This is a genomic window from Pseudomonas sp. TAA207, assembly GCF_001529285.1.
In the GTDB taxonomy this organism is placed as follows: domain Bacteria; phylum Pseudomonadota; class Gammaproteobacteria; order Pseudomonadales; family Pseudomonadaceae; genus Aquipseudomonas; species Aquipseudomonas weihenstephanensis.
In genome coordinates this window covers 309,087-322,414 of sequence record NZ_LLWJ01000072.1, presented here as the reverse complement: position 1 = coordinate 322,414, position 13,328 = coordinate 309,087, and the positions used below count along the sequence as shown (strand labels likewise).

Here is a 13,328-nt window from a genome sequence, read left to right as displayed (position 1 = left end):
TGCGGGCACAAAAAAACCGGCTAATTAGCCGGTTTTTTTCTGCTTAGAAAAACTTATGCACGTTTTCCGCTAAAAAGTCATACCGAGAAATAAGTATTTAAATCATTGGGTTACGACTGTTTTTTGCAAGAAATCCAAAACTTGTGCACACGTTATCCACAATTCGCACTAACCCAGTGCGACATCCGCTGGCGCTGCAACCGGTGACAGTGAACCCATGTCGCGCTGCGTCTGTTCGTTCCAGGCTTGCACCCGCTCATTGAGCTCGGCAATCGCCCGTGGGCCCGTGCCGTTGGCGTACATCGGCGCGCCAATCACCACTTCAATCGTGCCAGGCTTTTTCGCCCAGCCGGTTTTAGGCCAGTATTTGCCTGCGTTGTGCGCAATCGGCAAGACCGGCAGCTCAGCATTGACCGCCAATGCGGTGCCCCCGCGCGAAAACTTGCCCACCGTGCCAAACGGCACACGGGTGCCTTCGGGAAAGATCAGCACCCAAATGTTGTCCTTGAGCAGCTCGTCACCCTTCTTGGCGATGTGCTTGAGCGCCGCTTTGGGGTTGTCACGGTCGATGGCAATCGGGCGCAGCATGGCCATCGCCCAGCCAAAGAACGGCACATACAGCAGTTCGCGCTTGAGCACCTGGCTCAACGGCTGAAAGTAGGCCGAGAGAAAAAACGTCTCCCAGGTACTTTGGTGGTTGGCCAGAATCACGCACGGACGCTTCGGAATATTCTCGGCGCCCTTCACTTCAACGTGAATGTTCAAAAACACCCGCGTCAGCCACAGTGCGCAGCGGCACCAGTACACGTTGATAAAGCGATAACGCGCACGAAACGGCAGAAAAGGGGCGACAAAAAAGCTCAGCGAGCACCACAGCAGCGAACTGGTGCCCAGCAGCAGGTAAAAGAAAAAAGTTCTGATGGCCTGCAAGATCGACATAGAGGCTTTTACCGTTGCGGATAACGCATTCGTGAACAGGCCTGGGCAACGGATGTCAGCAGGTGTTCAAAAATGCCTTATGTGTGGATAAGTTGTGCGGCAACTGCCGCCAGATCGTCAAAAATCAGGGTAGTAGCCGGTAGATTTTTTTCGAACGTTTTTTCGCCTTTTCCGGTTTTTACCAAAACAGGCTGTGAACCGACGGCCTCTGCGGCCTGCAAGTCACCCAAACTGTCACCCACAAACCAACATTCACGTAAATCAGCACCGTAATGCTCGGCAATCGTGCGCAACATGCCCGGTTTGGGTTTGCGACAGGCGCAGCCTTCATCAGGGCCGTGCGGGCAATACACTATCAGGCCGACCTCGCCACCCTGCTGCGCCACCAATGCCCGCAAACGGGCGTGCATGGCGTCCAGCGTGGCGATGTCGTAGTAGCCGCGCGCAATACCGGACTGGTTGGTGGCAATCGCCACCGTCCAGCCGGCCTTGCTCAACTGCGCGATGGCCTCGATCGCACCGGGGAGTGGCAACCACTCCTCGACAGACTTGATGTAAGCGTCGGAGTCGTGATTGATCACGCCGTCCCGATCAAGAATCAGCAGTTTCACGGCAGCCCCTTAGCCCAGCAGCGAAATGTCGGCTACGCCGAGGAACAGACCGCGCAAACGCGCCAGCAATGCGTAGCGGTTAGCCCGCACGTTGGCATCTTCAGCGTTGATCATCACCGCTTCAAAGAAGGCATCCACCGGTTCGCGCAAGGCGGCCAGGCGGGTGAGCGCTTCGTTGTACTGACGGGCAGCGGCCATCGGCTGTACCGCTTCGTCAGCCTTTTGAATGGCCGAGTACAGCGAGAACTCGCTGGCGTTGTCGAAGAACTTGGCTTCGACGTGGGTCGAGACCTTGCCGTCTACCTTGCTCAGCAGGTTCGACACGCGCTTGTTGACGGCGGCCAGGGCTGCGGCTTCCGGCAATTGACGGAAGGCTTGAACGGCTTGCACGCGCTGATCGAAGTCCAGCGCCGAGGTTGGCTGCAACGCACGCACCGACAGGTAAGTGGCCACGTCCACGCCTTCGTCTTCATAACGCGCACGCAGGCGGTCGAAGATGAACTCCAGCACTTGATCCGCCAGCCCGGCCGACTTGATCTTGGCGCCGAAGGCGGTCACCGCGAAATTCACGGCTTCAGTCAGGTCGAGGTCGAGTTTTTTGTCGATCAGGATGCGCAAGATACCCAGCGCTGCACGGCGCAGTGCGTACGGGTCTTTGCTGCCGGTGGGCAGCATGCCGATGCCGAAAATACCGACCAGGGTGTCGAGTTTGTCAGCAATGGCCACCGCCGCACCGGTCAGGGTGCCCGGCAATTCAGCGCCTGCACCGCGCGGCATGTACTGCTCGTTCAGCGCCAGTGCGACGTCTTCAGGCTCGCCGTCGTTGAGGGCGTAGTAGTAACCGGCAATGCCTTGCATCTCCGGGAACTCGCCGACCATTTCGGTCGCCAGGTCGCACTTGGACAGCAAGCCTGCACGGGCTGCGCGCTGTGCGTCGCCACCGATGCGCGGGGCAATGAATGCGGCGAGTTTGGACACGCGCTCGGCTTTGTCGAACACGCTGCCCAGTTGGGCCTGGAACACCACGTTTTGCAGGCGCAGGTTGAAGCTTTCGAGTGTCTGCTTCTTGTCTTGCTTGAAGAAGAACTCGGCATCGGTCAGACGCGGGCGCACCACTTTCTCGTTACCCGAGATGATTTGCTGCGCGTCTTTGCTCTCGATGTTGGCCACGGTGATAAAGCGCGGCAGCAACTTGCCGTCCACGTCCAGCAGGCAGAAGTACTTCTGGTTGTCCTGCATGGTAGTGATCAGGGCTTCTTGCGGTACATCGAGGAAGCGCTCTTCGAACGAGCACACCAGCGGCACCGGCCACTCAACCAGCGACGTGACTTCGTCGAGCAGGCTTGGCGGCACGATGGCTGTCCCTTCCTGCATCGTCGCCAGTTCGGCCACGCGCTTGGAAATCAGTTCACGACGCTCGTAAAAGTCGGCCAGCACGTAGGCTTTGCGCAAGTCTTCGAGGTAGTTGGCTGGCGCGCTGATGCGTACGTTTTCGGGGTGATGGAAGCGGTGACCGCGCGAATCACGACCGGCTTTTTGCGCAAGAATCGTGCAATCGACCACGTCGTCGCCCAGCAGCATGACCAGCCATTGGGTTGGACGTACGAACTCTTCTTTACGGGCGCCCCAGCGCATGCGCTTGGGGATCGGCAAATCATTGAGCGAGTCTTCAACGATGGTCGGCAGCAGGCTGGCGGTCGGCTTGCCGACAATGACCTGGCTGAAACGCAGTTTCGGACCGCTCTGATCGATTTCGCTCAGGTCAACGCCACACTTCTTGGCAAAGCCAAGGGCGGCTTGAGTCGGGTTGCCCTCAGCGTCGAACGCCGCCTGACGGGGCGGGCCGTCGATGTTGATGCTGCGATCCGGCTGCTGGGTGTCGAGCTGGGTCAGCAGCACGGCCAGACGACGCGGCGCGGCGTAGACTTTTTTGGCAGTGAAGTTCAGGCCAGCGCTTTGCAGGCCTTTTTCAATCCCGGCGAGGAACGCTTCAGCCAGGGTATTGAGGGCTTTTGGCGGCAGTTCTTCAGTGCCCAGTTCAACCAGAAAATCTTGAGCACTCATTGTGCAGCCTCCAACTTAGCCAACACTTCATCACGCAAATCAGGGGGTGCCATCGGGAAGCCCAGCTTGGCGCGTGCTTCGAGATACGCCTGCGCTACGGCACGGGCCAGGGTACGCACACGCAAGATGTACTGCTGACGGGCCGTTACCGAAATAGCCCGGCGCGCATCCAGCAGGTTGAAGGTGTGGGACGCCTTGAGCACCATTTCGTAGCTCGGCAATGGCAGTGGCTGGTCGAGTTCGATCAGGCGCTTGGCTTCGCTTTCGTAGAAATCGAACAGCTCGAACAGTTTGTCGACGTTGGCGTGTTCGAAGTTGTAAGTCGATTGCTCGACTTCGTTCTGGTGGAACACGTCGCCGTAGGTCACTTTGCCGAACGGGCCGTCAGTCCAGACCAGGTCGTAGACAGAGTCGACGCCTTGCAGGTACATCGCCAGGCGCTCAAGGCCGTAAGTGATTTCGCCCGTCACCGGGTAGCACTCGATGCCGCCCACTTGCTGGAAGTAGGTGAACTGGGTGACTTCCATGCCGTTGAGCCAGATTTCCCAGCCCAGACCCCAGGCGCCCAGTGTTGGCGATTCCCAGTTGTCTTCAACGAAACGGATGTCGTGCACCAGCGGGTCGAGGCCGATGTGCTTCAGCGAGCCCAGGTACAGCTCCTGGAAATTAGGCGGATTTGGCTTCAATACCACCTGGAACTGGTAGTAGTGCTGCAAGCGGTTCGGGTTTTCGCCGTAGCGGCCGTCAGTCGGGCGACGACTGGGCTGCACATAAGCGGCGTTCCACGTTTCTGGGCCCAGAGAGCGCAAAAAAGTAGCGGTATGGAATGTGCCGGCGCCCACTTCCATATCGTAGGGCTGAAGCACCACACAACCTTGCTCGGCCCAGTATTGCTGGAGGGCGAGGATCAAGTCTTGGAAGGTACGCACTGCTGGCGTAGGCTGGCTCACAAATTCACCTGTTTCTTGGGCTGCGATTTAAAGAGCGGGAGTATACCCGATTCGGTCGCGCCTCTACCTCTTGGAGCCTGTATGGCACGTTGTTTCTGGTGTTCGGATGACCCTTTGTACGCGGCATATCATGATCAAGAGTGGGGCGTGCCGTTGCGCGATGCGCACGGGTTGTTCGAGTTGTTATTGCTCGAAGGGTTCCAGGCCGGTTTGTCATGGATCACGGTTTTAAAAAAACGCGAGCACTATCGCAAGGTCATGTTTGGCTTTGATGTGCAGCGTTTGGCCGCCATGACGGACGCCGAGATAGAGGTCTTGCTGCAAGATCCGGGGATTATCCGCAACCGCCTGAAAGTGGTGGGCGCCAGGCGCAATGCCCACGCCTGGCTGGCGCTGGACAACCCGGTGGAGTTTTTGTGGTCGTTCGTGGGCGGCCAGCCGAAGATCAATCACTTCACTGAACGCCATGAATTCCCGGCGGTTACACCCCAGGCTGAAGCCATGAGCAAGGGCCTGAAAAAAGCCGGATTTACCTTCGTCGGCCCGACTATCTGTTACGCGTTCATGCAGGCCAGCGGCATGGTCATGGACCACGCCACCACCTGTGACCGCTACGCGCAGCTGGCCAACGGCGGTTAGAATACGGGCCAATTGCACTGACTGTAGTCGCTGCCAAAGGCTGCGATAAGGCCATAAGGGCCTTCAATAGCGAGGTTGTTGGGCAACTGATCGCCACCTCGTACTTCGCCTGCGACTACAAAGCCGTTTGTTTTGAATGGGAAAACCCTGTGGAAAAGTTTAAAGGCGCCCTGCTGGTCGGGGCTTTGCGGTTATTTGCCATGCTCCCGTGGGGCGCGGTGCAACGCGTGGGCTCGGCCATTGGCTGGCTGATGTGGAAACTGCCGAATCGCTCACGCGATGTGGTGCGCATCAATCTGGCCAAATGCTTCCCTGAAATGGACCCGGTTGCCCGCGAGCAACTGGTCGGCCAAAGCCTCAAGGACATCGGCAAAAGCCTGACCGAAAGCGCCTGCGCGTGGATCTGGCCGGCCCAGCGCTCCATTGATCTGGTGCGTGAAGTCGAAGGGCTGGACGTGCTCAAAGACGCGTTGGCCAGCGGCAAAGGCGTGGTGGGCATCACCAGCCATTTGGGCAATTGGGAAGTGCTCAACCACTTCTATTGCAGCCAGTGCAAACCGATCATTTTCTATCGCCCGCCAAAACTCAAAGCGGTAGACGAGTTGCTGCAAAAGCAGCGTGTTCAGTTGGGCAACCGCGTCGCGGCATCGACCAAAGAAGGCATCCTGAGTGTCATCAAAGAGGTGCGCAAAGGTGGTCAGGTGGGTATTCCGGCAGACCCGGAGCCAGCCGAGTCGGCGGGTATTTTTGTACCGTTCCTTGGCACCATGGCCCTGACCAGCAAATTTGTACCGAACATGCTGGCAGGCGGTAAAGCGGTCGGGGTGTTCCTGCACGCGCTGCGCCTGCCGGATGGCTCGGGCTTCAAGGTGATTCTGCAAGCTGCGCCTGAAGAAATGTACAGCACCGACACGGCCACTTCGTGCGCGGCCATGAGCAAGGTGGTAGAGAAATACGTGCGGGCTTACCCCAGCCAGTACATGTGGAGCATGAAGCGCTTCAAGAAGCGCCCGCCAGGCGAGGCGCGCTGGTACTGATAACCGCGCAGGCTGCGATCTTTCCAGATCAGAACATCGCAGCCTGCGTTAACGCCGAGCGGGCCGCGTCAGGGCTGCTGTTTATCCAGCTTCTTCAAAAACACGCTCATTTCTTTTTCGGCCTGTTTGTCGCCATGGGCCTGCGCGGCCGCAGTGCCCTGCTCCCATGCGGTGCGCGCCGCCGCTCGATCCCCGGCCGCCAAATACGCCTTGCCCAATAACTTCCAGGCCGCCGAGTACTTGGGATCAAAACCTACGCAGCATTGCAGATGCTCTGCCGCCTTGAGGTTATCCCCAAGGTCGAGATACCCCTTGCCCAAGCCAAAGCGCAGCAGTGAGTTATCCACACCCTTGGCCAGCATTTTTTCCAGTGATTCCAGCATCCGTCCGGCTCCTTAGAAAAAGCTCAGTCCTACATGGAACAGCTTCTCAACGTCGCGAATATGCTTTTTATCCACCAGGAACAAAATCACATGGTCGCCCGCATTGATAACGGTGGCGTCGTGGGCAATCAGCACTTCTTCGTCACGAATGATCGCGCCAATGGTGGTGCCCGGTGGCAGGTGAATCTCGCCGATACGGCGGCCAATCACCTTGCTCGACTTCGAGTCGCCGTGGGCAATCGCCTCAATGGCTTCGGCCGCACCCCGACGCAATGAGTGCACGCTGACGATATCGCCGCGCCGCACGTGAGCCAGCAAGGTGCCGATGGTGGCCAACTGCGGGCTGATGGCGATGTCGATCTCGCCGCCCTGAATCAAGTCAACGTAGGCCGGGTTGTTGATGATGGTCATCACCTTCTTGGCCCCCAGACGTTTGGCCAGCAGCGAGGACATGATGTTGGCTTCGTCGTCGTTGGTCAGGGCCAGAAACAGGTCGGCGTCGGCGATGTTTTCTTCCAGCATCAAATCGCGGTCCGACGCGCTGCCTTGCAGCACCACGGTGCTGTCGAGGGTGTCCGACAGGTAGCGGCAGCGTGCGGCGCTCATCTCGATGATCTTGACCTGATAACGGCTTTCAATGGCTTCGGCCAGCCGCTCGCCGATTTGCCCGCCACCAGCGATCACGATGCGTTTGTAGCTTTCATCCAACCGGCGCATTTCACTCATCACGGCGCGAATGTTGGCGCGTGCGGCGATGAAAAAGACTTCGTCGTCAGCCTCGATCACCGTGTCACCCCGTGGGGTAATCGGGCGATCACGTCGGAAAATGGCAGCAACACGCGTGTCCACATTCGGCATGTGTTCGCGCAACTGGCGCAGTTGCTGACCAATCAACGGGCCGCCGTAGTACGCCTTGACCGCCACCAACTGCGCTTTGCCTTCGGCGAAGTCGATCACCTGCAAGGCACCGGGGTGTTCGATCAGGCGCTTGATGTAGTTGGTCACCACTTGCTCGGGGCTGATCAACACGTCGACCGGAATTGCGTCGTTGTCGAACAGCTCGTTGCCCCGGCTTAAGTAGGCCGATTCACGCACCCGGGCAATTTTGGTCGGGGTGTGAAACAGCGAGTACGCCACTTGGCAGGCGACCATGTTGGTCTCGTCGCTGTTGGTCACCGCCACCAGCATGTCGGCATCGTCGGCACCGGCCTGACGCAGCACATTGGGCAACGAGGCGCGGCCTTGAATGGTACGAATGTCGAGACGGTCGCCGAGGTCACGCAGGCGTTCGCCGTCGGTATCGACCACGGTGATGTCGTTGGCTTCGCTGGCCAGATGCTCTGCCAATGTGCCGCCGACCTGACCCGCGCCGAGGATGATGATTTTCATGCCGTCATTTCCTGTTCTCGATTAGCCGCGCGCGGCGGCGATCTTGATCAACTTGGCGTAATAGAAGCCATCATGCCCGCCTTGCTGGGCCAGCAACTGGCGCCCGTGCGGCTGCTTGAGGCCGAACTGCCCGGCGATGTCCAGCTCACGCGCACCCGGTGTACGGGCCAGGAAAGCTTCAATCACTTCGGTGTTTTCGGTCGGCAACGTCGAGCACGTGGCGTAGAGCAGGATGCCACCGACGTCCAGCGTCGGCCACATTGCGTCGAGCAACTCGCCTTGCAGGGTCGCCAAAGCGGCGATGTCGTCAGGTTGGCGTGTCAGTTTTATGTCTGGATGGCGTCGGATAACGCCTGTCGCCGAGCAAGGCGCGTCGAGCAAGATGCGCTGGAACGGCTTTCCGTCCCACCAGGTAGCGGTATCGCGGCCGTCGGCTGCGATCAATTCGGCACTCAGGCCCAGACGCTCCAGGTTTTCGCGCACACGCACCAGGCGCTTGGCTTCCAGGTCTACTGCCACCACGCCAGCCAGTTTGGGTTCGACTTCAAGGATGTGGCAGGTTTTACCGCCCGGCGCGCAGCAGGCGTCGAGCACGCGCTGGCCGGGTGCGAGGTCGAGCAGGTCGGCCGCCAATTGCGCGGCTTCGTCCTGCACGCTGATCCAGCCTTCGGCAAAGCCTGGCAGGTTGCGCACGTCGCAGGCTTCGGCCAGCACGATGCCGTCCTGGCTGAAGGTGCAGGGTTGCGCTTCAATGTCGGCCTCGATCAGCAATTGCAGGTATGCATCGCGGCTGTGATGACGGCGATTGACCCGCAGAATCATCGGCGGATGGGCGTTGTTGGCCGCGCAGATGGCTTCCCACTGCTCAGGCCAGAAGGCTTTCAGCGATTTTTGCAGCCAGCGCGGATGCGCCGTGCGCACCACCGGGTCGTGTTCCAGCTCGGTCAGCAAGGTTTCGCTTTCACGCTGCGCATTGCGCAACACGGCGTTGAGCAGCGCTTTGGCCCACGGTTTTTTCAGTTTGTCGGCGCAGCCTACGGTTTCGCCGATGGCGGCGTGGGCAGGAATACGGGTGTAGAGCAGTTGGTACAGACCGACCAGCAGCAGCGCCTCAACGTCCGCATCGGCGGCCTTGAACGGTTTTTGCAGCAATTTGTTGGCCAGCGCCGACAAACGCGGTTGCCAGCGTGCCGTGCCGAAGGCGAGGTCCTGGGTGAGGCCGCGATCGCGGGCCTCGACCTTGTCCAGTTGCAAGGGCAGTGAGCTGTTAAGCGAGGCTTTGCCGTTGAGCACGGCGGTCAGTGCCTTGGCGGCGGCCAGACGCGGGTTCATTGAGCGGTTTCCGTTGCGCCGAGGAGGGTGCCGATGGCGAATTTCTCACGACGGCTGTTGAAAAAGTCGCTGAAGTTCAGCGCCTTGCCACCAGGTAATTGCAGGCAGGTCAGCGACAATGCACCTCGCCCGCAGCTCACGATAAGACCGTTTTTGGTTGCGCCTATAACTTCTCCTGGCGCATTCACATGTTTTACGTAAGGTATTTCTGCCGCGAGCACTTTCATGGCTTCGCCCTTCAACGTGGTGTGGCAAATGGGCCACGGGTTGAACGCACGAATCTGACGCTCCAGTTCGCTGGCCGGGCGGTTCCAGTCGATACGGGCTTCGTCCTTGTTCAGCTTGTGGGCGTAAGTCGCGAGGCTGTCATCTTGTACTTCGCCCTGCAACGTACCGGCCGCCAGCCCGGCGATGGCTTCAATCACCGCAGGCGGGCCTAGCTCGGCCAGACGGTCGTGCAGGCTGCCGCCGGTGTCTTCAGAGGTGATCGGGGTTTTTACCTTGAGCAGCATTGGCCCGGTGTCGAGCCCGGCTTCCATGCGCATCACGGTCACGCCGCTTTCACCGTCGCCCGCTTCGATGGCGCGCTGGATCGGTGCCGCGCCCCGCCAGCGTGGCAGCAAGGAAGCGTGGCTGTTGATGCAGCCCAGGCGCGGAATATCCAGTACCACTTGCGGCAGGATCAATCCGTAGGCCACGACCACCATCAAGTCCGGTTTGAGCGCGGCCAGTTCGGCTTGCGCCTCAGGTGCTCGCAGAGTCGGCGGCTGCATCACGGGAATGTTGTGTTCCAGCGCGAGTTGTTTGACCGGGCTTGGCATCAGCTTTTGCCCGCGCCCGGCCGGACGGTCCGGTTGGGTGTAAACCGCGACGATCTCGTAAGGCGTATTTAGCAGCGCCTTGAGGTGTTCAGCGGCAAATTCTGGGGTGCCAGCAAAGACGATGCGCAGTGGCTCAGTCATGGGTTTCTCACTTGGAATGGGGGGAGCGCGGGAATAATCCTGCGAGATACCTGTAGCCGCTGCCCAGACGCGAGGGTTACAAACGGCTGCAGAGCAGTCGCAAAACCCGGCGACACGGTACATCTGGCATATCGGTGGTGCCTGGATGTTAACGGCCGCTTTGCGCCCGAACGCAGCCATCGTGCCTCGGCAGCGGCTACAAGAACCGCTTCACTCGTTGGACAAGTGGGATCAAGTGTTCTGGCGGTGCAGCTTTTCCAGCTTCTTCTTGATCCGGTCACGCTTGAGATTAGACAGGTAATCGACAAACAGCTTGCCGTTGAGGTGATCGCATTCGTGCTGGATGCACACGGCCAGCAGGCCTTCAGCGATCATTTCGAACGGTTTGCCGTCGCGGTCCAGCGCATTGATTTTGACGCGCTGCGGGCGATCGACGTTTTCATAGAACCCCGGTACCGACAGGCAACCTTCTTGGTACTGGTCCATCTCGTCGGTCAGGGTTTCGAATTGCGGGTTGATGAACACCATTGGCGCGCTGCGATCTTCGCTCAGGTCCATGACCACGATGCGCTTGTGCACATTGACCTGGGTGGCGGCCAGGCCAATGCCCGGTGCTTCGTACATGGTTTCAAACATGTCATCGATCAACTGACGCACTTCGTCGTCCACAACCTCCACGGGCTTGGCGATGGTGCGCAGTCGCGAGTCTGGGAATTCGAGGATGTTAAGGATGGCCATAGGCGTAATTGCTGCACTGTATGAAAGATTGATAACGGTTGTCAGGTGGGTCCTGGGGACTCGGGCAACCTGTGCAAAACGTCTCTTCCAGAGAGAACCCGCTCGGGTTCAGGCGTTTCACGCGAGCAAGCATAATAAAGGGATTCACCCGCGGATGAAACGACTAGCTGCCGGGCTGCATGGGGTGCACGCCATGCTGGCCGCTGCTTGCAGCACTTTGAAACCACCTAATGGCCCTGGCTGTGTCAGCAGATGTGACATGTGTGGCGACGTTATGCCCTTGCCTTTGGGTCCAGAAACTCAGGCCCCGCCTGCGTTAGATGTGAGTCGGATGCTTACAGGGCCTGAGTTTAATTGCCCACTTCCTGGCGATTCTGCCAAGTGGCCATTGGCCCCTTCCCTGCCTGGCTGAATCGTTCAACTAAGGTGGGGTGTGCACGCTGTTTTTCAAGTGAATGAGCAGGCTCAATCGTCGCGATTGCGGCGATTGCCCAACAACTTGTCAACAGAGTTATCCACAGCTTGTACATTGCGTAACGCTGCTGAAACAGATCAAGGATGATCCTATGTCGCTGTCTGATTGTTCCCGTATTTCCCCTGCTGAGCTCGAAGCCCGACTGCGCTTGCATGGCTTGCCCGAGCTTGGCCCCCGGCGTTACGCCACGCTTTTCAGTGCCTTTGGTTCGGCCAGTTCGGCGCTCAGCGCGCCGGCCAGTGCGTGGCGTGCTTTGGGGCTGCCAGCGGTGTGCGCCGAGGCTCGGCGCAGCGCCGCGGTTCGCGACGGTGCAAGCGCTGCATTGCGCTGGCTTGAGGGCTGCAAGCACCATGTGCTGCTGCATGATCAGTGCGATTATCCGGCGTTATTGTCTGAACTCAGCGATGCGCCGCCGCTGTTATTCGTGGCGGGCGAGCCATCTATTCTGGAAAAACCGCAGTTGGCGATGGTCGGTAGCCGACGCGCTTCACGGCCCGCTCTGGACACCGCCACGGCCTTTTCTCGCGCATTGGCGGGTGCCGGTTTTGTGATCACCAGTGGCTTGGCGTTGGGCATAGATGGCGCGGCGCATCAGGCTGCACTGGACATCGGCGGGCAAACAATTGGCGTGTTGGGCACCGGGTTGCAAAAACTTTATCCACAGCGCCATCACGCGCTGGCCGACGCAATGATTGCCAGCGGCAGCGCAGTGGTTTCTGAGTTCCCGCTGGACGCCGGACCGCTACCGGGCAATTTCCCGCGGCGCAACCGCATCATCAGCGGTTTATCGCTCGGCGTGCTGGTGGTGGAAGCCAGTGTGGCCAGCGGCTCGCTGATCACGGCCAGGCTGGCGGCCGAACAAGGGCGTGAGGTGTACGCCATACCTGGCTCGATCCACCACCCCGGTGCGCGTGGTTGCCATCAATTGATCCGCGATGGGGCTACGCTGGTTGAAACAATCGAACACATTTTGGAAGGGTTGCACGGCTGGCGCTCCATGCCCTTATCGACAGGTGGAATGTTTACGCCAAGCTGTCATCCACTCGTGCAATTGTTGCAGGCATCGCCTTACACCAGCGAAGGGCTGGCCAGTGCCAGTGGCTGGGAATTGCCCGCGCTGCTGGCCGCCCTGACCGAACTGGAACTGGAGGGCCACGTGGTGCTGGAGGCCGGGCGTTGGTTTGCTCGCGCCAGCTAAGTACACTTGCGCACAGCACACATCTGGAGACATTCAATGATCAGCACCTGGCGCGTACAGCAAGCCGCAACAGCCATTCGCGCGGGCGCGGTAATTGCCTACCCCACCGAAGCTGTTTGGGGATTGGGTTGCGACCCATGGGATGAAGAGGCCATCGAGCGGTTGCTGGCAATCAAATCGCGGCCGGTGGAAAAAGGTCTGATTTTGGTGGCCGACAACATTCACCAATTCGACTTTTTGTTTGAAGATTTCCCGCAGGACTGGCTCGACCGCATGGCCAGCACGTGGCCGGGGCCCAACACCTGGTTGGTGCCGCACCAAGGCTTGTTGCCCGAGTGGATCACCGGCATTCACGATTCGGTGGCCTTGCGCGTGAGCGATCACCCGCTGGTGCGGGAGCTGTGCTCGCTGGTAGGGCCGATTGTGTCGACGTCTGCCAACCCGGCCGGGCTGCCGGCGGCACGCACGCGACTCAAGGTGGAGCAGTATTTCCGTGGGCAAATCGACCACGTTTTGGGTGGCAACCTGGGCGGGCGTAAAAACCCGAGCGTGATTCGTGATTTGGCGACGGGCAAAGTGGTTCGCCCGGCGTAAATCCTTACACAAAAGTA

General features: G+C 59.4%; 13 protein-coding genes. 4 read left to right on the top strand and 9 right to left on the bottom strand.

The genetic code is table 11. From position 1 onward, the window contains the following. Positions 1–168: 168 nt before the first annotated feature. The 4 genes from AP059_RS21240 to glyQ form a co-directional block, all read right to left on the bottom strand. Positions 169–939, bottom strand: coding sequence for a lysophospholipid acyltransferase family protein (locus tag AP059_RS21240; protein ID WP_059766068.1), 771 nt, complete (start codon positions 937–939; stop codon positions 169–171). A 77-nt stretch (positions 940–1,016) separates the two neighbouring features. Continuing rightward, complete coding sequence (gene gmhB, locus AP059_RS21235) at positions 1,017–1,550, bottom strand: D-glycero-beta-D-manno-heptose 1,7-bisphosphate 7-phosphatase (protein ID WP_059766066.1); 534 nt, start codon at positions 1,548–1,550, stop codon at positions 1,017–1,019. Positions 1,551–1,559: 9 nt separating this feature from the next. After that, the gene (gene glyS / locus AP059_RS21230) at positions 1,560–3,614 is read right to left on the bottom strand and encodes a glycine--tRNA ligase subunit beta (protein ID WP_048402121.1); all 2,055 of its coding nucleotides are present in this window, start codon (positions 3,612–3,614) and stop codon (positions 1,560–1,562) included. Then, a complete protein-coding gene (gene glyQ, locus AP059_RS21225; RefSeq protein ID WP_019828634.1) occupies positions 3,611–4,564 on the bottom strand; it encodes a glycine--tRNA ligase subunit alpha in 954 nt (317 codons plus the stop codon). Before glyQ ends, glyS begins: the two co-directional genes overlap by 4 nt. Positions 4,565–4,645: 81 nt before the next feature. Between glyQ and AP059_RS21220 the strand changes: the two genes are divergently transcribed. Together AP059_RS21220 and AP059_RS21215 are read left to right on the top strand one after the other, a co-directional pair. Then, positions 4,646–5,203 (top strand): DNA-3-methyladenine glycosylase I, encoded by a 558-nt coding sequence (locus AP059_RS21220; RefSeq protein ID WP_059766063.1) that lies wholly within the window; start codon positions 4,646–4,648, stop codon positions 5,201–5,203. Between the two features lie 149 nt (positions 5,204–5,352). Then, positions 5,353–6,240 carry a lysophospholipid acyltransferase gene (locus AP059_RS21215; protein WP_048364277.1) on the top strand — a complete coding sequence of 296 codons (888 nt, stop codon included), beginning with the start codon at positions 5,353–5,355 and terminating at the stop codon, positions 6,238–6,240. A 68-nt stretch (positions 6,241–6,308) separates the two neighbouring features. On the opposite strand, the gene AP059_RS21210 is transcribed toward AP059_RS21215, so the two are convergent. The 5 genes from AP059_RS21210 to def form a co-directional block, all read right to left on the bottom strand. After that, on the bottom strand, positions 6,309–6,623 hold the full coding sequence (locus AP059_RS21210; RefSeq protein WP_059766061.1) for a hypothetical protein: 315 nt from the start codon (positions 6,621–6,623) through the stop codon (positions 6,309–6,311). 12 nt (positions 6,624–6,635) lie between these two features. Beyond that, the gene (gene trkA / locus AP059_RS21205; RefSeq protein WP_048363784.1) at positions 6,636–8,012 is read right to left on the bottom strand and encodes a Trk system potassium transporter TrkA; all 1,377 of its coding nucleotides are present in this window, start codon (positions 8,010–8,012) and stop codon (positions 6,636–6,638) included. 21 nt (positions 8,013–8,033) lie between these two features. Beyond that, complete coding sequence (gene rsmB, locus AP059_RS21200; RefSeq protein WP_059766058.1) at positions 8,034–9,344, bottom strand: 16S rRNA (cytosine(967)-C(5))-methyltransferase RsmB; 1,311 nt, start codon at positions 9,342–9,344, stop codon at positions 8,034–8,036. After that, entirely contained in the window at positions 9,341–10,306 is a 966-nt protein-coding gene (fmt, locus tag AP059_RS21195) for a methionyl-tRNA formyltransferase (protein ID WP_059766055.1), read from the bottom strand. The genes rsmB and fmt overlap by 4 nt, the downstream gene beginning before the upstream one ends. A gap of 231 nt (positions 10,307–10,537) precedes the next feature. Further along, entirely contained in the window at positions 10,538–11,044 is a 507-nt protein-coding gene (gene def, locus AP059_RS21190) for a peptide deformylase (RefSeq protein WP_059766052.1), read from the bottom strand. A 566-nt stretch (positions 11,045–11,610) separates the two neighbouring features. Between def and dprA the strand changes: the two genes are divergently transcribed. Together dprA and AP059_RS21180 are read left to right on the top strand one after the other, a co-directional pair. Next, the gene (dprA, locus tag AP059_RS21185; protein WP_059766049.1) at positions 11,611–12,717 is read left to right on the top strand and encodes a DNA-processing protein DprA; all 1,107 of its coding nucleotides are present in this window, start codon (positions 11,611–11,613) and stop codon (positions 12,715–12,717) included. 36 nt (positions 12,718–12,753) lie between these two features. After that, on the top strand, positions 12,754–13,311 hold the full coding sequence (locus AP059_RS21180; RefSeq protein ID WP_059766047.1) for an L-threonylcarbamoyladenylate synthase: 558 nt from the start codon (positions 12,754–12,756) through the stop codon (positions 13,309–13,311). Positions 13,312–13,328: the final 17 nt, after the last annotated feature.